At 65.5% G+C, this 20,452-nt stretch carries 9 protein-coding genes; 3 read left to right on the top strand and 6 right to left on the bottom strand.

Annotated features, from left to right (window positions below):
* Window positions 1-139 precede the first annotated feature (139 nt).
* Entirely contained in the window at window positions 140-7,693 is a 7,554-nt protein-coding gene (locus JQ573_RS20765) for a cadherin repeat domain-containing protein (RefSeq protein WP_212316809.1), read from the bottom strand.
* Window positions 7,694-8,566: 873 nt separating this feature from the next.
* On the opposite strand from JQ573_RS20765, the gene JQ573_RS20770 reads away from it, so the two are divergent.
* The 3 genes from JQ573_RS20770 to JQ573_RS20780 all read left to right on the top strand — a co-directional run bounded on the left by JQ573_RS20770 (window position 8,567) and on the right by JQ573_RS20780 (window position 14,462).
* Complete coding sequence (locus tag JQ573_RS20770; RefSeq protein ID WP_312011596.1) at window positions 8,567-9,805, top strand: efflux RND transporter periplasmic adaptor subunit; 1,239 nt, start codon at window positions 8,567-8,569, stop codon at window positions 9,803-9,805.
* A complete protein-coding gene (locus JQ573_RS20775) occupies window positions 9,802-12,975 on the top strand; it encodes an efflux RND transporter permease subunit (RefSeq protein WP_212316811.1) in 3,174 nt (1,057 codons plus the stop codon). Before JQ573_RS20770 ends, JQ573_RS20775 begins: the two co-directional genes overlap by 4 nt.
* A gap of 296 nt (window positions 12,976-13,271) precedes the next feature.
* Complete coding sequence (locus JQ573_RS20780) at window positions 13,272-14,462, top strand: ABC transporter substrate-binding protein (RefSeq protein ID WP_212316812.1); 1,191 nt, start codon at window positions 13,272-13,274, stop codon at window positions 14,460-14,462.
* 276 nt (window positions 14,463-14,738) lie between these two features.
* Here JQ573_RS20780 and JQ573_RS20785 read toward each other — a convergent pair whose 3' ends face one another.
* From JQ573_RS20785 to JQ573_RS20805, 5 genes are all read right to left on the bottom strand, one after another.
* Window positions 14,739-15,128 carry an MAPEG family protein gene (locus tag JQ573_RS20785; RefSeq protein ID WP_212317256.1) on the bottom strand — a complete coding sequence of 130 codons (390 nt, stop codon included), beginning with the start codon at window positions 15,126-15,128 and terminating at the stop codon, window positions 14,739-14,741.
* Between the two features lie 106 nt (window positions 15,129-15,234).
* On the bottom strand, window positions 15,235-16,320 hold the full coding sequence (locus tag JQ573_RS20790; protein WP_212316814.1) for a lipocalin-like domain-containing protein: 1,086 nt from the start codon (window positions 16,318-16,320) through the stop codon (window positions 15,235-15,237).
* Entirely contained in the window at window positions 16,310-18,769 is a 2,460-nt protein-coding gene (locus JQ573_RS20795; protein ID WP_212316816.1) for an ABC transporter permease, read from the bottom strand. Before JQ573_RS20795 ends, JQ573_RS20790 begins: the two co-directional genes overlap by 11 nt.
* Window positions 18,766-19,419: an ABC transporter ATP-binding protein gene (locus JQ573_RS20800; RefSeq protein ID WP_212316818.1), complete on the bottom strand. Its 654-nt coding sequence runs from the start codon at window positions 19,417-19,419 to the stop codon at window positions 18,766-18,768. Before JQ573_RS20800 ends, JQ573_RS20795 begins: the two co-directional genes overlap by 4 nt.
* Window positions 19,420-19,459: 40 nt before the next feature.
* Window positions 19,460-20,218, bottom strand: coding sequence for a class I SAM-dependent methyltransferase (locus JQ573_RS20805; RefSeq protein ID WP_212316820.1), 759 nt, complete (start codon window positions 20,216-20,218; stop codon window positions 19,460-19,462).
* Between the last annotated feature and the right edge of the window lie 234 nt (window positions 20,219-20,452).

Raw genomic sequence — 20,452 nt, forward strand, 5'->3', positions numbered from 1 at the left:
CTACGCGAAGTGCAACCTAAACGATTGTCGGAGTTTCGTGATTTTTTGTCTGGATGGGTGACGCGCAGATGTCGTTGCGATGACGTTCGCTTCGCCACAACGACCGATGCGAATGCGGCGCGACCGAATCGCCGTTCGATCAAACCACCAGATCGTGATGGGTCTGGAGATGATCGGTCGGGTTGTCGCCCATGGCGGCGTAGGTCATCTCGTGGCCGACCCACCATGGTGTCGCGGCACTGGACTGTCCGCTGAACAGATCGGACAAGGTCTGGGTGTTCGTGGCTACATCCACGTGGTTTGTGTTGGTCTGCGACTGCGTCTGGGTCAATGACGAGAAGTCGAAGCTGTCACCGCTGGTCATCTTGAGCGTACCGGTGGTCTGCAAAGTGGCGGTTTGCTGGTTCGAGGTTGCGGTGCCTTGCGTCGGCATCGCCTTTTGCAGGGCCGCATTGGATTGGGCGACATCCGAGGTAGTGGCAAGCCGGCGCTCGCCGTCGGCGAGGCCGATATACATCAGGCTGCTGGCATCCGATGGCGAAATCGAGTCGGGGAGGCCGAGCACGTGGCCCAATTCGTGGACCACGGTGGTCAGCAGATCGAGATGACCTGCCGCGGCCGTCGACGGATCGGTCAGGAGATCGGTGCCGGCGGCGTTGACGGCATGGGTGAACTCGAAATTGTCCGACGGGGTCGGGTCGATGAACCAGCCGTGGCCGGCGGCATCGGTGTCGATCGTGATATGCAAGGCGCCTTCCTGACCGACAATCTGGCCGGCGAGGTCGGCGATGCTGAAGGTCGCGGCATGCAGGAGGGCGAGCTGCGTCGCGTTGGCGCCCGCACTCGCCCATTCGGCGATCGCCGCCGACACCACCGAACTGAGCTCTGCCTGCGTCAGGTGCGTCTCGCCCGCGTTCGGGGTCGACGCCTGAACGCCGCCCGCTTCGGCAAGCAGCGGCGCGACCACCGCGGGCAGCGTCGGCAGCGTGCTGACCAATGTCGTCGTGCCGTTGCCACCGGTGGTGTCGACGGTGATGCCGCCCGTGGTGCTGGTGTTGTCGTCGGTGATCACGCCTGCGGCGTTGCCCGACGTCGAACCGTTCTTCGAGAGGTTCAGATGGGTGCTGGCGCCGAAGTTGCTCAGCTCGACATCGGTAGCGTAGAGCGCGCTATGGTTCAGCGTGTTCTTGCTGCCGGTGCCGCCGGAACCCATGCCGATGGCGACATTCGTCGTGCTGGTGTCGGTCGCGGTCGCGCCGTTCTCGACATCGAGCGCGGCGAAGGGACTGGCGGAAGTCGGAGACGACACCGAGTTGCCGTAGAGCGTGGCGTTCAGGGTCGAGCTGCCGTCGTTGTTCTGCAGCGCGATGCCGGCGTCGCCGACGCCGGTGATGGTGTTGTTCTGGATCAGCGTCGTCAGGCTGCCGGCGCCGGCGTCGCGGACGAAGATGCCGTCGGAGTTGGATCCCACCTTCGCCGGGCCGATATCGTTGCTGGCGATGGTGCCGGACATCGTGCCGTTGTCCTGGCCTTTCGAGACGAAGATGCCGACGGTGTCGAAGGCGTTGGTGCCGCCGTCGGTCAGGATGTTGTGCGAGATGTCGAACGTGGTGGTCGCGGCGGAGACGAGGCCACCGGATCCGCTGGCGATATGGACGGCCGTGCCGCCGCCGGGAACGATCGCCTGGCCGTTGTGGAAGGTGTTGCTCCGCACCACGGCGTCCATCGACGAATTGTTGTTGGCGGCGAACGCGATGAAGTCGGACCGCGTGCCGGCAAACGTGCTGTTGGTCACCGTGTAGTTGGCGGTCGCGGAGTTGTAGACTTGGCCGAGGACGTTGTCGTTGCCGCTCGAGCCGATCAGGCCGAACGTGTCGCTGTCCATGGTCAGGCGGTTCAGCGTGCCGCTGGTGTTGTAGAGATCGACATTCTGGGTGAAGCCGCCCGAAATGCTCGATCCCGTGATCGACGCGGTGCCGAGCAAATTGTCGAACCGGATGCTGCTTTCCTCGCGGTCGCCGGCATTGGTGGTGCCATTGGTGCCGCTGATCGCGCTGTTGGCGAGCGTGAAATTGGTGACGCCATTGCCGTAGATCGCGAAGTTGCTGAAGTCGTGCAGCGTCATGTCAGTCAGCGACACGTTGGCGGTGCTGTGCAGGAAAATGCCGGTACCGCCGTCGCCCGATGTGGTTTGCCCGCCGGCGTCGGTGCCGCTCAGGATATCGCCGCCGGTCTTGTTGTTGATCGTGCCACCGGATCCCGCGGAGCCGGTCCCGGTGACCGTGAGCCCGCCGGCCGTTCCCGTCGTGTCGAGGATGATGCCGGCATTGCCCGACGAGCCTGTCGCCGAAATGCTCTTGAAGGTGAGATTGCCGGCGCCGATGTTGGTGTGCTCGACATCGAGGGCGGTGCCGATCGTCGACGTGATGGTGTTGTTGCTGCCTGTGACGGTGATGGTGCCGCCATGGGTGAAGCTCAAGCCGGCACCGCTGGCCGTCTTGACCGTGATGTCGGACATCGTGACGGTGCCGACATTGTTGCCGTCGTCGCTGATGCCGATGCCGGTCGAGGCCGAGGTGTCGATGCTGACGCCGGTGATGGTGTGGCCCGACGTGCCGAGCAGGTCGATGCCGTTGTCGGCGCCGGTGACATGGATGACCGGATCGGTGCCGGAGCCGACATTCGCGGTCACCGTGGCGTTGGTCACCGGATTGGTGAACGTCAGGGTATGGCTGCCGCCGATCAGGTTGACGCCGCTGGCGAGGTTGATGCCGTTGGCTTCGCTGTACGTGCCGGTGCCGTGCTCGAGCACGACATAGTCGCCGGAGCCGGCCGGATTCGCCGCGTTGAAGGCCGCGATCGAGGTGTAGGGATCGTGCTGGGTACCGAGGTTGAGGCTGGTGCCTGTCGTCGAGTTGTCGATGTAGAACACCTGCGGCACGACGCCGACATGAAAGGTCTGCGCGCCGGAGGTCTGCGCGCCGGGCGTGCCGGTGTTGCCGTTGTCGTTGACGTTCAGCGTGACGGTATCCGAGCCGGTGAAGCCCTCGTCGCTGTTGTAGGTCAGCGTCGCCAGCGCGGTATTGACCTGTGCCGTCGTGCCGGTGAGCGTGACGGTGTGGCTGGCGTTGTTGGTGAAGCTCGCGAGCCCCGTGGTGTCGAAGCTCAGGGCGGCGTGGTTTGAGGCGATCGTTGCGGTGACGTTGCCGCTGCCGGCGTCGACGTCGGCGACCGACAGGCCGGAGATCGCAAGATTGGTGTGCGAGAAGGCGGTGCCGATCGAATTGTCCGCCGGCACCGTCGCGGTGGGCGCATCGTTGACGGCGGTCACGCTTCCCGTCGTCGATGCTGTCCCGGTGTTGTTGCCGCCGTTCGCGGTGCCGCCGTCATCGTGCACGGTCAGGGTATAGGAACGCGCGGTGGTGTCGGGGTTCTCGCTGGTGTTGTTGAACTGGATCTGGTCGAGCGCCGCATTGTAGTGCGCCAGCGTGTCGGTGCCGGTGAAGCTGATCGTTTCGGTGCCGGCGATGCTGGTGATGTCGAAGTGGATCCCGCCGATGTCGCCGCTGGTGCCGGCGTGACCCGCGATCGAGAGCGCGTCCGACGGCTTCAGATCGTTCAGCACGAAGGTCGCATCGGTCAGGTTGTTGCCTTCGGCGTCTGATATCGTCAGGTTTGGCGTGATCGTCACCGGCGTCGAACTCGCCGCCGGCGTGCCGTTCGGCGGCTCGGTGAATCCGGCGATGGCGCCGAAGCTGATCACCGGCGCGTCGTTGACCGGTGTGACATGGATGGTCGAGGTCGAGGTGTTGCTGTCCAGCGAGCCGTCATTGACCGTAAAGCTGACGGTACGATCCGCCCCGGACGGATTGTCGCTGGTGTTGAAATAGGTGATGGAGTCGAGCGCGGCCTTGTAGTTCGCGACGCTGGAGGAGCCGGTCAAGGTCAAAACGCCGGTCAGAGCGTTGTACGATCCGATGATGCCGTTCTGGGGGTTGAAGCCGAGCACGTCCTGGCCCGCGGCGAAGCCGCCGGTAATAGCAACCGTGGCGCTGGCCATGTTGGCGCTGTCGACGTCGGACACGTTGACCGACGTGTCGATCGCGGTCGCGGCTTGGTTCTCGATGTAGTTCAGCGTGCCGCCGGCTGACGTGACCGGCGGATCGTTGACCGGCGTGACGTGGATGGTGTCGGTGACTGCCGTGGAATTCGCGGCGCCGTCATTGGCTGTTATCGTCACCGTGCGCGCCAGGCCCGACGGGTTGTCGCTGATGTTGAAATAGGTCACCGAGGCCAGCGCGGCCTGGTAGTTGGCGACCGTGTCGGTGCCGGTCAACGTCAGTTTGCCGGTCGCAGCATCGAACGTGCCGGTGATGTTGCCGATGGTGGTGAAGCCCAGGACATCCTGGCCGTTGGCGTAGTTGCCGGTGATCTGCACCGTCGCGCCGGCCAGCGTGGTGTTGTCGACGTCGATTACCGTGATCGCCGGATCGAACGCCGTCGCGACCTGATTCTCGGTGTAGTTCAGCGTGTGGCCGGCGGTGACGACGGGCGGGTCGTTGACCGGAGTGACGTTGATGGTGTCGGTGACCGGCGTGCTGTCGAGCGTGCCGTCATTGGCTGTGATCGTGACGGTGCGCGCCAGCCCGGACGGATTGTCGCTGGTGTTGAAATAGGTCACCGACGCGAGCGCGGCCTGATAGTTGGCGACGGAATCGGTACCGGTCAGCGTCAGCGTTCCGGTCGCGGCATTGAACGTGCCGGTGATCGTGGCGGTGTTGACGAAGGCGAGGACGTCCTCGCCGCTCACATAGTGATCGGTGATCTGCACCGTCGCGTGGTCGAGCGTGGCGTTGTCGGAATCGGTGACGGTGATCGCCGAATCGATCACGGTCGCAACCTGGTTTTCGGTGTAGTTCAGGGTGTGGCCGGCGGTGACGACCGGGGCTGCGTCGATGACGACGCCGATGGTGAAGGTTTGCTGGCTGTGCAGCGTGCCGTCGGAGGAATCGACCGTAATGTCGTAGGATGGGCTGGCGGGGTTGAAGACAATCTTGGTGGGATCGGCGACCGTGACCTTGCCGGTGGCCGCATTGATGGTGAAGGCGCCGCCGGAGGTGTCGCCGACCAGCGAATAGGTCACGGCCGGGCCGTTGACGTCGGTCGAGGATGCCGTCACGCCGGTTCCGGAGCCAACCGGTGCGCCGACCGCGACGCGGTTGATGGCGCCGTCGCTGTCGACCGGGGTCGATGGCGCGACGTCGGTAACGGCGATGGTGAAGGTCTGCGAGCTCGCGAGCGTACCATCGCTCGCCTGGGCGGTGACGGTGTAGGCGTGCCCGGCCGCGCTTTCGTAGTCGATCTTGGTCGAGTCCGCGACGCTGATGACGCCCGTTGCCGCGTTGATGGTGAAGCCGCCGCCGGAGGTGTCGCCGATTAGCGAATAGGTCACGGCCGGGCCGTTGACGTCGGTCGACGATGCGGTGATGCCGACGGTCGAGCCGGCGGCCGCGCCTTCGGCGATCGAATTGGGGGTGGCGTCGGCATCGACCGGGGTCGACGGCGGAGCGTCAGCGACAGCGATGGTGAACGTCTGCGAGCTCGTGAGCGTGCCGTCGCTGGCTTGCGCGGTCACCGCGTAGGAATGAGTCGGGCCGCTGCTCTCGTAGTCGATCTTGGTGGGGTCGGCGACGGTGATGACCCCTGTTGTCGCGTTGATGGTGAAGCCGCCGCCGGAGGTGTCGCCGGTCAGCGAATAGGTGACGGCGGGACCGTTGACGTCGGTCGAGGACACGGTGACGCCGACCGTGCTGCCGGCGGCGGCGCCTTCGACGACACTGTTGGCGGCGGCATTGCTGTCGACCGGAATCGACGGCGCCGCGTCGCTGACGGCGATGGTGAAGGTCTGCGAACTCGACAGCGTGCCGTCGCTCGCCTGTGCGGTGATGGTGTAGCTGTGACCCGCGCCGCTGGTTTCGTAATCGATCTTGGTGGGATCGGCGACGGTGACGACGCCGGTCGCGGCGTTGATGGTGAAGCCGCCACCCGAGGTGTCGCCGACCAGCGAATAGGTCACGGCCGGGCCGTTGACGTCGATCGCCGACGCGGTGATGCCGACCGTGCTGCCGGCGGCGGCGCCTTCGACGACCGTGTTGGCGCCGACGTCGCTATCGACCGGGGTCGATGGCGCAACGTCCGTGACGGCGATGGTGAAGCTCTGCGTGCTGGTGCCGCCCTGGCCGTCGCTGGCCTGCGCGGTGATGGTGTAGGCGTGACCGGGCGCGCTTTCGTAATCGATCTTGGTGCCGTCGGCGACGGTGACGACACCCGTCGTCGCGTCGATGGTGAAGCCGCCGCCGGAGGTGTCGCCGACCAGCGAGTAAGTGACGGGCGGGCCGTTGACGTCGATCGCCGACGCAGTGACGCCGACCGTCGAGCCGTTGGCCGCGCCTTCGGCGATCGCATTGGGGTTGGCGTCGGCGTCGACCGGGGCCGACGGCGGGGCGTTGGTGACGCCAATGGTGAAGGTCTGCGAACTCGCGAGCGTGCCGTCGCTGGCGGTCGCCGTCACGGTGTAGGCGTGGCCGGGCGCGCTTTCATAGTTGATCTTGGTCGGGTCGGCGACGGTGATGATGCCGGTCGCCGGATCGATCGCGAAGCCGCCGCCGGAGGTATCGCCGGTCAGCGAATAGGTCACGGCCGGGCCGTTGATGTCGACCGCATGCGCGGTATTGGGATCGATCTTGAAGCCGCCGCCGGAGGTGTCGCCGGTCAGCGAGTAGGTGGTTGCGGGACCGTTCGGATCGACCGCGGACGCCGTGATGCCGACCAGCGTGTTGACGGCGGCGCCTTCGACGACGCTGTTGGCGGCGGGATTGGTGTCGACCGGCGTAGAGACCGGAACGTCGTTGACGTTGATCGTGAAGCTCTGCGAGCTAAAGCCGCCATGGCCGTCGCTGGCCTGCACGGTGATGGTGTAGGCGTGGCCCGGCGCGGTCTCGAAGTCGAGTTTGGTGGAATCGGCGACGGTGACGACGCCGGTGTTGGGATCGATCTTGAAGCCGCCGCCGGACGTATCGCCGGTCAGCGAATAAGTGACGCCGGGGCCGTTGACGTCGGCCGACGATGCGGTGATGCCGACCAGGGTGTTGACAGCGGCGCCCTCGTTGACGGCGTTCGCGGCGGCGTTGCTGTCGACCGGTGTCGATGGCGGCGCATTGCTGACCGCGATCACGAAGCTCTGCGACGAGGCGAAGATGCCGTCGGTTGCCTGCACATTGACGATGTAGCTGCCGCCGGAGCTCTCGAAGTCGACCTTGGTGGGATCAGCGACCGAGATCACGCCGGTGTTCGGATCGACCTTGAAGCCGCCATGGGAGGAATCTGATGTCAGCGAATAGGTGACCGGAAGGCCGATCAGGCTGCTCGACTGCGCGGTGATGCCGACCGAGGTGTTGGCTGCCGCGCCTTCAACGACCGTGTTGGTGCTGGAATTGGCATCGGTAGGCGGCGCCAGGAAGCCCTGGACCGGCGGCCAGAGCGTACCGGGAGGGCAGCCGAGGTAGAGATATTGCAGACCATGCGTGTCGGCGAACGCCTGCGCGGCCGGATCAAGAATGATATGTCCGGTCGGATCGAGGTGAAGTTCGGGGCGCGTTAAACCACCGATTGTATAAGCGGGTATGGTCGACATGCGCACTCCTGCGACCGGCGTGGAAGCCGATCAATATTTACAATTGTTGGGGACGATGACGTGTGAAGCCGTTCACACGTTTAAGTTGACTACCCGCGACGCGCGATCGCGCCAAGCCGCCTGCAATTTGAGAAGGCAGCGATGTTCGCGGAGCCGTGGCATCAGCGAGTTCAAATGCGCGTGCCATTTACGTAGTCGCTTTCACACACTCGCGCCGCGACAAAACACTATCAATGTTCGAGAAAAATGCGGCCGGCCAAGAATATTCATGCTTTGGCAACCATGACCGTATTGGCGATACTACCGGGTGTCAATGTGTGTCCGGATGACAACCGCGCCGTTAACTATGATTCCGCTCGTGCAGCGGGAGGTAGAGTGCGGGAACTTGGTTGGTCCTGCTGTCAGCGGGCCGGAGGTTTCTGTGCCAAAAGTGGAATCGGGTGCAGTGTGACGAATCTGTGAAGCGAACTCGCGTTGTGATTGATTCGGGGCGGCCTGTCTGTGACCTCGCAGCTCCGATAGGCCAGCCAAACTGCCCCTTTTCGTCGTCACGGTTTCGCGAGCGTGTCGTAAGGCTTTCAGATTGCGCAACTATTCGCTTGATCCGGCGGCCATCTTGAACAGACTGGGGTGCGGCTACATCTGTGACGTCCGCTGCCGCGACATTGCGGTGGTCCATCCGTGTTGAATCACCGCAATTTCAGTTGCGACTTTCGTAGCCCTGCTTTGGTCGGCGTGCTTCGTAGTCTTTTGGGGGAGAGCGAATTGAGTTCGATTGACAGAACGGGGCGTCCGGCTCCGGTGACCGGTGTCGAGCGTCGTTCGCTCCGCCGCCAGGGATTCGTCAGGGCGTGCCGGCGCGGCCTCGCGCCGATCGGGCTGTTGGCCGCGCTGACGGTCGGCGGCTGCGACGACAAGACCGCGCAATCGCCGGCCGCGCCTCCGGCGCCGCCCGTGACCGTCGCGCAGCCGGTCAAACGCACCGTCACCGACTGGGACGAATTCACCGGCCGCTTCGAGGCGGTCGAGGAGGTTCAGGTCCGCGCCCGCGTCGGCGGCTTCGTCAACAGTGTCGAGTTCAAGGATGGTGACATCGTCCACACCGGCGATCTGCTTTACATCATCGATCCGCGGCCGTTCGAGGCGGTCGTGCTGCAGGCCGAAGGTCAGCTCGCCGACGCACGCGCCAAGGGCGAGCTTGCCAAGCGGGATCTCGAGCGCGGGCTCAATCTGGTGCAGACCAGCGCGGTCTCGGAGCAGGTCGTCGACCAGCGCCGCCAGGCATTGCAGGCGGCACGCGCCGCCGAGACGCAGGCCGAGGGCTCGCTGAAGGCCGCGCAGCTCAACGTCGAATTCACCCATGTGCTGGCGCCGATCACCGGCCGCGTCAGCCGGCATCTGGTGACGCCGGGCAATCTCGTGCAGGGCAGCGAGAGCGGTTCGACGCTGTTGACCTCGATCGTGTCGCTCGATCCGATCTACGTCTATTTCGACGTCGACGAGGCGACCTATCAGCGCAACAGCAAGCTGTGGTTCGAAGGCCGGCGGCCGAGCTCGCGCGATACCGCGAACCCGGTGCAGGTGACGCTGACCGGCGAGACCAAACCCTCGCATGAAGGCAAGATGGACTTCATCGACAACCGCCTCGACGTCTCCACCGCGACGCTGCGCAGCCGCGCGGTGATCCCGAACAAGGACCTCTCGATCCTGCCCGGCCAGTTCGGCCGCGTCCGTCTGATCGGCTCCTCGCCCTACGAGGCGCTGCTGATCCCGGATACCGCCATCGCCACCGACCAGTCGCGCAAGATCGTGTTCGTGGTCAAGGACGACAACACGGTGGAAGCAAGGACAGTTACGCTCGGACCGCTGGATGAGGGTCTGCGCGTGATCCGCGAAGGCCTCAAGCCGGAGGACCATGTGATCGTCGACGGGCTGCAACGTGCCCGCGTCGGCGCCAAGGTGACGCCGAAAATGGCCCAGGCTCCGGCCGAAGCCAAGCCCTCGGCAGGGGACAAGCCGCCGGCGGGTGATAAGCCTCCGGCAGGCGACAAGCCCGCGGAAGCTGCCAAGCCCCCGGCAGCAGACAAGCCCGCGGCAGGTGCCAAGCCATGAATCTCGGCAGGCTTTCCATCAACCAGCCCATCCTCGCGATGGTGCTGTCGATCGTGCTGCTGATCGTCGGCGCGATTGCCTATCCGACGCTGCCGGTCTCGGAATATCCGCAGGTCGTGCCGCCGACCGTCACGGTGACCACGCAGTACCCGGGCGCCTCGGCGCAGACCGTGTCCGACACCGTCGCCGCTCCGATCGAGCAGGAGGTCAACGGCGTCGAGGACATGCTGTATCTCTACAGCCAGGCGACCTCGAACGGCCAGCTCACCATCACCGCGACCTTCAAGCTCGGCACCGACCTCGACAAGGCCCAGGTGCTGGTGCAGAACCGCGTCGCGATCGCGCAGCCGCGGCTGCCTGAAGAAGTGCAGCGCAACGGCGTCGTCACCCGCAAGAACTCGCCCGACATCCTGATGGTCGTGTTCATGCTGTCGCCCGACGACACGTTCGACCAGCTCTACATCTCCAACTACGCGCTGCTGCAGGTCCGCGACCAGCTGTTGCGGCTCGACGGCGTCGGCGACATCCAGATGTTCGGCGCGCGCGACTACTCGATGCGGCTGTGGCTCGATCCCGACCGGATCGCCAATCTCGGCCTGACCTCGGGCGAGGTGCTGGCGGCGATCCGGGCGCAGAACCTGCAGATCGCGGGCGGCCAGATCGCCGAGCCGCCGATCGCCGATCGCGCATTCCAGCCGAACCTCGTCTTCACCGGCCGCCTCAAGGACATCAGGCAGTTCGAGGACATCGTGGTGAAGGCCGGCTCCGACGGCCGCACCGTGCGCCTGCGCGACGTTGCCCGCGTCGAGCTCGGTGCGCTGTCCTACGCCACCAACAGCTTCCTGCTGCGCAAATCGGCGGTCGCGCTGCTGGTGACGCAACGGCCCGGATCGAACGCGCTCGCCACCGCAAAGAACATCTCCGACACGATGGAGCGGATGAAGGCGAGTTTCCCGAAGGGGCTCGACTACAATATCGGCTATAACCCGACCGAATTCATCGCCCAATCGGTCCATGAGCTGATCAAGACGATCTACGAAGCGATGGCGCTCGTCGTCATCGTGGTGCTGGTGTTCCTGCAGGGCTGGCGGCCTGCGATCATCCCGATCATCGCGATCCCGGTGTCGCTGGTCGGCACCTTCGCGGTGATGGCCGCGCTCGGCTTCTCGATCAACAATCTGACCTTGTTCGGCCTGGTTCTCGCGGTCGGCATCGTGGTCGACGACGCCATCGTGGTGGTCGAGAATGTCGAACGGCATCTCGAGCACGGCATGAGCCGGCGCGAGGCTGCGCTCAAGACCATGGAGGAGGTCGGCGGCGCGCTGGTCTCGATCGCGCTGGTGCTGTGCGCGGTGTTCGTGCCGACCGCCTTCCTCGGCGGCATCTCCGGGCAGTTCTTCCAGCAATTCGCCGTGACGATCGCGGTCGCGACCGCGATCTCCTGCTTCTGCTCGCTGACGCTGTCCCCGGCGCTGGCCTCGCAGATCCTGGTCCCGCACGAGGAGAAACGCCCGCCGGCGCGCTGGAACATCATCGCGCGCGGCTGGGACAGCTTCACCGCGCTGTTCAACCGCGTATTCGACCGGCTGGCGCACGGTTATGCGGCGGTCGCCGACTTCGTGATCCGGCACACGGTGGTGATGGTCGCGATCTACCTCGTCTTGATCGGCAGCGCCGGCTGGCTGCTCGCGACCACCTCCCAGGGCTTCATCCCGGCGCAGGACCGCGGCTATGTCATCATCTCGGCGCAACTGCCGGGCGCCGCATCGCTGGCGCGGACTACGGCTGTGGTGCGCGAGATCGAGCGGATCGCGCTGGATACGCCGGGTATCGTCCGCGTCGCGGCGTTCGCCGGCTTCTCCGGTGCGACGCGTACGCAGGCGGGCAACGCAGCGGCGCTGTTCCCGGTGTTCGACGAGCCGGAGGCTCGCCTGAAGAAGGGACTGACGGCGACCGCGATTACCGCCGACCTGCGCAAGCGTCTGTCGGTGATCCAGGGCGCCTTCATCATCGTCATTCCGCCGCCGGCCGTGCCCGGTATCGGCACCGGCGGTGGTTTCACCATCCGCGTCCAGGATCGACAGGGGCGCGGGCCCGAACTGCTGGCGTCCGCGACCGACGAACTGGTGTTGGCCGCGCGCAAGTCGCCGAGCCTCACATCGGTGTTCTCGCCTTACTCCGCGAACACCCCGCAGCTGTTCGTCGATATCGATCGCGTCAAGGCGCAGAAGCTCGGCGTTCCCATCGCCAACATCACCGACACGATCGAGACCTATTTCGGCTCGACCTATGTCAACGACTTCAACCTGTTCGGGCGCACCTATCACGTCACGGCGCAGGCCGATCTGCCGTTCCGCAAGGAGACCACCGATCTTTCGCGGCTGCGCACCCGCAACGCCGCCGGCGACATGGTGATGCTCGGCAGCGTCGTGGACTTCAAGGACATCTCGGGCCCCGACCGAGTCGCGCGCTACAATCTCTACTCGGCGTCTGAACTGCAGGGTGAGCCGGCGCCGGGCGTCAGCTCGACGACGGCGCTCAACACCATCAAGAAGCTCGCCGACGAAACCCTGCCGAGCGGCTTCTCGTTCGAATGGACCGACCTGTCCTACCAGCAGGTCAACGGCGCCAATGCGGGCCTCTACGTGTTCCCGATCTGCGTGCTGTTCGTCTATCTGGTGCTGGCCGCGCAATATGGCAGCTGGACGCTGCCGTTCGCGGTGATCCTGATCGTGCCGATGTGCCTGTTCGCGGCCACCATCGGCGTGCGCATCATGGGCCAGGACGTCAACATCCTGACCCAGATCGGCTTCGTGGTGCTGGTAGGCCTCGCCGCCAAGAACGCGATCCTGATCGTCGAGTTTGCGCGCGATATCGAGCTCGAGGGCCGGCCACGGCTGGAGGCGGTCATCGAGGCCTGCCGGCTTCGCCTGCGGCCGATCCTGATGACGTCGTTCGCCTTCATCCTCGGCGTGCTGCCGCTGGTGCTGTCGACCGGCTCGGGCTCGGAGATGCGCCAGGCGGTTGGTGTCGCCGTGTTCTTCGGCATGCTCGGCGTCACCCTGTTCGGCCTCGTCTTCACGCCGATCTTCTACATGGTGGTGCGCAACCTCGCGGAAGGAAAGAACGAGGGCAAGCCGAAGGAACCCGCAGCGAACGTGGCGGGGTAGCGGGCGGCATTCGGCGTACCGCGGCAGCAAGTCCTTCCCCGTCATCCTGAGGAGCCTGCGAAGCAGGCGTCTCGAAGGATGCACGGCCACCAGCCGGGCCGTCGACCCTTCGAGGCTCGCCCAGCGGCGCAATTGCGCCGCAAGGCTCGCACCTCAGGGTGACGGAGCAGATATTGTGCGGACTTGCGTCGGCAGCCCATACTAACGGCTGAGCGGAAAGAGATGGGCAGGCGCGGGGTTATAAAATAATGTCGCGCCGATTTTTCCTGATGAGAGACTGCTGGGAGAGCACAAAAATGAAGTCGGGATTCTTGGCTGCGGTCGCGGCGTGCAGCCTGATGCTGGCGGCGCCGGCGTCGGCACAAGGTGTCAAGATCGGCATCCTGAACGATCAGTCCGGCGTCTACGCCGACTACGGCGGAAAGTATTCGCTCGAGGCGGCGCGGATGGCGGTCGAGGATTTCGGCGGCGAGGTGCTGGGCCAGAAGATCGAGATCGTCACCGCCGATCATCAGAACAAGCCGGATCTCGCGACCGCGATCGCGCGACGCTGGTACGAGGTCGAGAACGTCGACATGATCACCGAGCTCACAACTTCGTCGGTCGCGCTCGCGGTGCAGGAGCTGTCCAAGGAAAAGAAGAAGATCGACATCGTGGTGGGTGCGGCGACCTCGCGCATTTCAGGCGACGCCTGCACGCCCTACAGCTTCCACTGGGCCTACGACACTCGCGCGCTGGCGGTCGGTACCGGCGGAGCGCTGACGGAAGCGGGCGGCGACACGTGGTTCTTTCTGACCGCCGACTACGCTTTCGGCTACGCGCTGGAAAAGGACACCAGCGACATCGTCGCCTCGAAGGGCGGCAAGGTGGTCGGTTCGGTCCGCGTGCCGCTCAACTCGTCGGACTTCTCGTCCTTCCTGCTGCAGGCGCAGAGCTCGAAGGCCAAGATCATCGGGCTTGCCAATGCCGGGCTCGACACCACCAACTCGATCAAGCAGGCAGCCGAGTTCGGCATCGTCAGGGGCGGCCAGAAACTCGCCGGCTTGCTGATGACGCTGTCGGAGGTGCACGGTCTCGGGTTGGAGGCAGCCCAGGGTCTTGTCCTCACCGAAGGGTTCTACTGGGATCACGACGACGCCTCGCGCGCTTTCAGCGAGCGCTTCATCAAGCGCACCGGCCACATGCCGAGCATGATCCATGCCGGCACCTATTCGGCGACGCTGAGCTATTTGAAGGCGGTGAAGGCCGCCGGCACCAAGGACAGCGAAGCGGTCGCCGCGAAGCTGAAGGAGCTGCCGGTCGACGACGCCTTTGCCAAGGGCAAGGTGCTCGCCAACGGCCGCATGGTCCATGACCTCTATCTGTTCGAGGTCAAGAAGCCGTCGGAATCGAAGAAGCCGTGGGACTATTACAAGCAGCTCGCCGTGGTGCCGGGCGACAAGGCGTTCTTCACCGCAAAGGACAGCGGCTGCCCGCTGACCAAGTGACGCCTAGCTAAAGCATGATCCGGAAAAGTGCGAAGCGGTTTTCCGAAAAGATCATGCTCAAACAAGGAGCTAAAGCGCGATGACGATTCAACCTGATCTCATCGCGCTTTAGGGCAACAAATATCGGTGTCGTCCCGGCGAAAGCCGGGACCCATAACCACCGATGTTAGCTATTCTGCCGCGCTGGGGCCCCAGCCATCGCAAAACTCGATCCCGTGGTTACGGGTCCCGGGTCAAGCCCGGGACGACGGCGGCGTGTGTGGCGCGATCGCGCCCTCAATGCACCAGCCGCCACACCGCGCCGCCGAGCGCGCCGATCCACAGGATGATGCACGCCACTGCCTGAATGGCGAAACCTCGGCTGCGCTTCGCCACCGCCTCGCGATAGCCGATGAAGTAGACGATGCGGCCGATCACCCAGAGTGCACCGATCGCGGCCGCCGCGGCATCGCCGACATAGATCGCAAACAGCCACAGCGACGGCAGGAAGATCGGCATCCATTCCAGCGTGTTCATCTGGATGCGGAAGATGCGCTCGAAATCCGGATGGCCTGAGATCGCCGGCAGCTTGACGCCGTAGGCGGCACGGGCGCGCGCGACCTGTGTCGAGGTGTAGAAATAGAACGCGACCGCAAGGCAGGTGACGATGGCCGTGTAGTGATACATGTCAGGCGTGTCCTCTTGTTTCATTGGCCCCGATGTCATGACGGGGCGGCAGCGACCGGTGTGACGGGCTGGACGAATTTGGGCGCGCCGATCTTCTGTCGGCGTTTCAGTACCCGGTCATCTCAAGATAGCCGATTCCCGCGTGGCTGCCCGCAAAGCGGATCGGGCCTTCCCAATAGGGGAAGCTGGTCCCCATCCAGGCCTTCGGATTGAGCGGGGTGGTTTCGACGGCAAGGCCGCGCGCCGGAACGGCGACGTGCCATGACGTCGGCAGCTTGCGGCCGTCGATCTCGGTGGTCGCAACTGGCGTGATGCTGTTGCCGGGGCCGGCGATCTCGGCCGAGCGGCCGTCCGGCGTGAACCAGTTGCCGAACAGGTTCTCGCGGCCATCCTTCTGGCGCAGCCGGTATAGCATCAGCTTCTCGTCGCCGGGCAGATGCAGCGAGAACCAGTCCCAGCCGGTTTGATCCACCGCCAATGGCTGGCTGCTCCATTCGCGATCCATCCAGGCCATGCCCGTGACGTCGACCGGTCTGTCGTCGATCACGATGCGGCCGGATGCCTGGTAGAACGGCTGGCTGTAGTAGTAGGAGGCTTGTCCGCGATCCGACTTGCGGCTGTAGCCATGGTCGCCCTGCAGCACCAGCGGGCGATTGGCGTCGAGGCGGAGCGCGGTGCTGAAGTCGGCAGCCGAAGCCTTCAGCTCGAGCGGCGCGATGCGCTGCGTATCGAATGGATCGATCCCGTACATCTCCCAGGCGTCGATCCAGGCGCGGAACGGCGTGGCCTCGACGCCGGCCTGCCCAACGCCGCCGCGCGCAAAGGTCTCGCTGAAGCGATGCGTGGTGGCGTTGGTCACGGCGGCGTGGCCCATCCAGACCTGCTGGTTGGCCCAGCCCTCGGCAGGTCCGCCCGGCTTCATCGCCTGGCGGAACAACGTCCATTGCGCGCCATAGGCCGCGCCATTCGCGTCGGAGAGATTCGCCGTCACGTACCACCATTCGATCCGGAGCTCCGGATGTGGGCCGTGATCGATTGGGAATACGAATGGCTTGCCCGGCGTGACGGCGGCAAAGCCTTCGGCATTCTCGCCGAGCCCGGCGAAGCCCTGCGCGAAACCCTTGCCGCCGAGCGCAAGCGCCAGCGCGCCGCCGGCAAAGGCGCGGCGCGTGATCATGCCGCTAGCGCTCATTGACGAAGATCCTGATCAGGCTGGCTGGCTGCATGCGCGCCAGTCTAGCGACCGGCAGCGCCGCCGCACAGAAGGCGGCGGCGAGTGCCACGGCGAGCAGCTCGATCAGCTGCAATGGGAAGACGTGGAACGGCAGCCGCCAGCCGAATGCTTTCACATTGACGATCGCAAGCAGGCACCACGCAACCAGAAGGCCGAGCGGCAGTGCGAACAGCGCGGTGATCAATGCGACCGCCATGGTCTTCAACAGTTCGAGCGCCGCGAGCCGCCGCCGCGTCAGGCCGATCGCCCACAGCGGCGCAAGCTGCGGCAGCCGCGAATTGGCCAGCGTGAGCAGGCTGGTCAGGAGCGCGATGCCGGCGACGCCGAGCGTGAAGGCGTTGAGCGCCGCGGTCACCGAGAAGGTGCGGTTGAACACCCGCCTGGATTCCCGCTTCATCGTCGCCTGGTCGGCGACGTTGCGGTCGTCGAGGCCGAATTTCTCCTGCAATGCCGTGATCAGCGGGGCGATGTGATCGGGCGCGACGCGGAGCCCGATCCGGGTCTGCGGCGTCAGCGGAAAGCGCCGGGTCAGCGCGGCGAAGTTGACCGCGATCTGGCCTTTGGGGTTGCCGTAATCGGCATAGATGCCGACGATCTCGAGCGGCCAGTTGCCGCCCGGGGCAGGCACCTCGATATGATCGCCAATCGCAAGCTTCATCCGCCGCGACAGTTGCTCGCTGACCAGACAAGTGTCGCCGGGACGCAAGCGCACCCAGGCATTCGCAGTGCTCTCGAGCAACGGCCAGTTGTCGCGATAGGTGACGTGGTCGGGCAGGCCGAGCACCTCGATCGGCGCGCCGCCGAATTGCGTATCGGCGCGGCCGCCGGGCAGGATGGCCTGAACCTCCGGCCGATCGCGCAGCCACGCCTTGATCTCCTTTGCCTGCTGATCGCTGGCGGCGCTGATGTAGACGTCGGCGGCAAGGCGGCCGTCGAGCCAGACCAGGAAGGTGCGGCTAAAACTTTCCACCATGGTGCTGACGCCGACATTGACCGCGAGCGCGAGCAACAGCGCCATCAGCGCCAGCGAGAGGCCCGAGAGCTGCTGGCGGCTGTCGGCCCAGAACCACATGCCGACCGGCGCCCGCGCGCTGCGCTGGCCGAACGCGAGCGCGATCTGCAGCACCATCGGCAGGATCAGCGCCGCGCCCAGCATCAGCGCAGCCAGCACGGCAAAGCCCGCGATCAGGGAATCGCCGAACTGAATCAGAGCCGCGGCGACCGCAAACACCGCGAGTGCCGCGGCACTCTGGAACATGAGCCAGCGCCGTTGCGCCTGCTGCCAGGCCTGCGGCTGCGCCGTCGTCAGCACCGGCATCCGGATCGCCTTGGCAAGGCTCGCGGCGGCGGCTGCGAGCGCGCCCAGGATGCTGATGGCGATGCCGGCGAACCACCAGGCGGGCTTGAGCGAAAGCTGTCCGGGGATCTGCGCGCCATAGAGCCCGCGCAGCGAGGCCGCGACATCGGGCAGCAAGGCTGCCGCAATGAAGTAGCCGCAGACGAGGCCAATCAGGCCGGCGACCAGCGCCAGCGACACCAGCTCGATCACCAGCACGGTGTTGAGCAGCCGTCCCGAGGCGCCACAGGCGCGCAAGGTGCGCAGCATCGGCAGCCGCTGCTCGAAAGCGAGGCCGACCGCGGAGTTGACGATGAACAGGCCGACGAAGAACGACAGCAGGCCGAATGCGGTGAGGTTGAGATGGAAACTGTCGGTCAGGCGATCGAGGTCGCTCTCAGCGCTCGGCTCCACCAGCCGAAGTTTTTCGCCGGCCACGCTTTCAAGCGTCGCGCGCGGCGTTTTCGATTTGCCGACCAGCAGGCGCGACACCTGGCCGGGCATCTTCAGGATGTCCTGCGCGATGCCGATATCGACGACCAGCGCGCCGGGTGCGAGCTCCGCCTGCACGCGCAGCGGCGGCAAGGTGATGCCGTTGGCCTGCGGCCGTTCGCCTTCCTTGAGGCCGAGATCGCGCAGCGTCTCGCCCGCCACCAGCATCTCGCCGGGCGGCGTGACGAAGGATAGCAGGCTGCCGCGTCCGACCGCCGGTGCGTTGCCGACCTCGGACGGCAGCGTCACCGGCTCGACGCCGAGCAGGCGCAAGCTGCGCCCGTCGATCTGGACCCGGCCCTCCAGCGTCGGTGACACCGGCCAGCCGGCGCGGCGCAGATCGACGAACAGTTTTTGCGGGAAGGTCGCGCTGTCGCGGCTCACCAGCATGGCGGTGCGCGAGCCGCCGAAGGTCGCGGCGGCGCGGTTATAGGCGATGCGGGCCTGCTGGTTCAGCGCCTGCACGCCGCTCCACAGCGCGGTGGCCGAGATCAGCCCGATCAACAGCGTCGCGAGCTGCATCGGATGCCGCCGCCAATGGCTCAGCAGCACCGCAAGAATCCACAGCGCCCGCCTCATGCGATTATACCGGCATGCAGGGTGACCTGGCGGTCGAGCGTCGCGGCGAGCCGCGCGCTGTGGGTGACCATCAGGAAGCCGCAGCCGGTGCGAGCAACCAGATCGCGTGCCAGCCGCAGCACCTCGTCGGCGGTGTCCTCGTCGAGATTGCCGGTCGGCTCATCGGCGAGCAGCAACAGCGGCTTCGGCGCCAGCGCGCGGCCGATCGCGACGCGCTGCTGCTGGCCGCCGGACAATTGCTCGGGATAGCGCTTGAGGAGCTGCTTGAGCCCGAGCCGCTCGACCAGCTCGTCATGCCAGGCGGAATCGTGCCGGCCGGCGATGCGGGACTGGAACACGAGATTGTCCGCGACCGTCAGACTCGGGATCAGGTTGAATTGCTGGAACACGAGGCCGAGCCGGTCGCGGCGCAGCTCGGCGCGGCCGGCGTCGCTGAGGGCGGAGACCGTGATATCGGCAAGCCTGATCTCGCCGCTGTCGGCGGCGTCCAGCCCCGCGATCAGATGCAGCAGCGTGCTCTTGCCGCTGCCGGATTCGCCTGACAGCGCCACGCTCTCGCCGGTTGCAACGGCCAGATCGACGCCGCGCAGCACCGCGACGTCTTCACCGGCAGAGCGGTAACTCTTGGTCAGGCCGGTGACGCGAAGCACCGCGGCGGTCTGGTCAGATGAAGCGATGGCCGTGCCTCATTCAAGGCTTCTGGTATTTCAGGACGAACTCGTCGATCGGCACCGGCGCCTTGAAGACGGGAATGTCCTTCGGGTCCTCCGCATGATGCAGGAAATCGGCCTCGGCCACCAGCTTGAAGCCGGCCGCCTCGATCTCCTGCTTCAGGGTGCTCTCCTCGATCCGGTGCAGCGTCTTGGCGACGCTTACGCCTTCGCCCGCCTTGGCCGAGTGGTCCGCGATGACCAGGAAGCCGCCGGGTTTGAGCGCGGCGAACATCTTCTTGTTCATCGCGGTGCGGTCGACCGGCAGATAGCTGATGTCGTGATAGAAAAAGAACAAGGTGATCATGTCGAGGTTGTTGACCTCGGGCGGGATCGGATCGTCATAGTCGCGCACGACATGGACGACGTTCTTCATCGCCGGCGACTTGGCGCGGGTGTCGAACTTGTCCTTGACGAAGCGCTCGAGCACGGTAGCCGAATCCTGCGCGTAGACCTTGCCCGAAGGGGCGACGGTGCGCGCGAGCAATTCGGTGCTGTAGCCGGCGCTCGCGGCCATGTCGAGAATGGTCATGCCGGGCTTGACGCCGGCAAAGGCGAGCATCTTGGCCGGCTGGCGGCGCTGGTCGACCTGGCGATCCGCATCGCTGCGATCGGGCGCGGCGACGATCGCCGCATAGTCGGGACCGGCGGCGTCCTCGGCGCGGACTTCAGGCACGGCGAGCAGCGTGGCGGACACAAGCGCAGCGCAGGCGGCCGCGCGAAGGATCGATCTGTTCATGAAATAACCCAACCTTCAATAACCTCGGCTTTTCGTTGCCCCGAGCATAGCAGCCGGCCCATGACAGATCACCGCTTCACTGGCCGCGACGACGCGATCGTGATCGGGGCGCGCTTGCCCGGCCGTCGTGTCGCGCCGACCACAGAACCCGAGGAAATGCGGGTTGCGTTGCGCGGCGAGGCGTGGCTAGCATCCCGGCGGGGCCGATCTTACGAGCCAAAAAACGAAACGACG

The sequence above is a fragment of the Bradyrhizobium sp. AUGA SZCCT0105 genome, from assembly GCF_018129565.1.
In the GTDB taxonomy this organism is placed as follows: Bacteria; Pseudomonadota; Alphaproteobacteria; order Rhizobiales; family Xanthobacteraceae; genus Bradyrhizobium.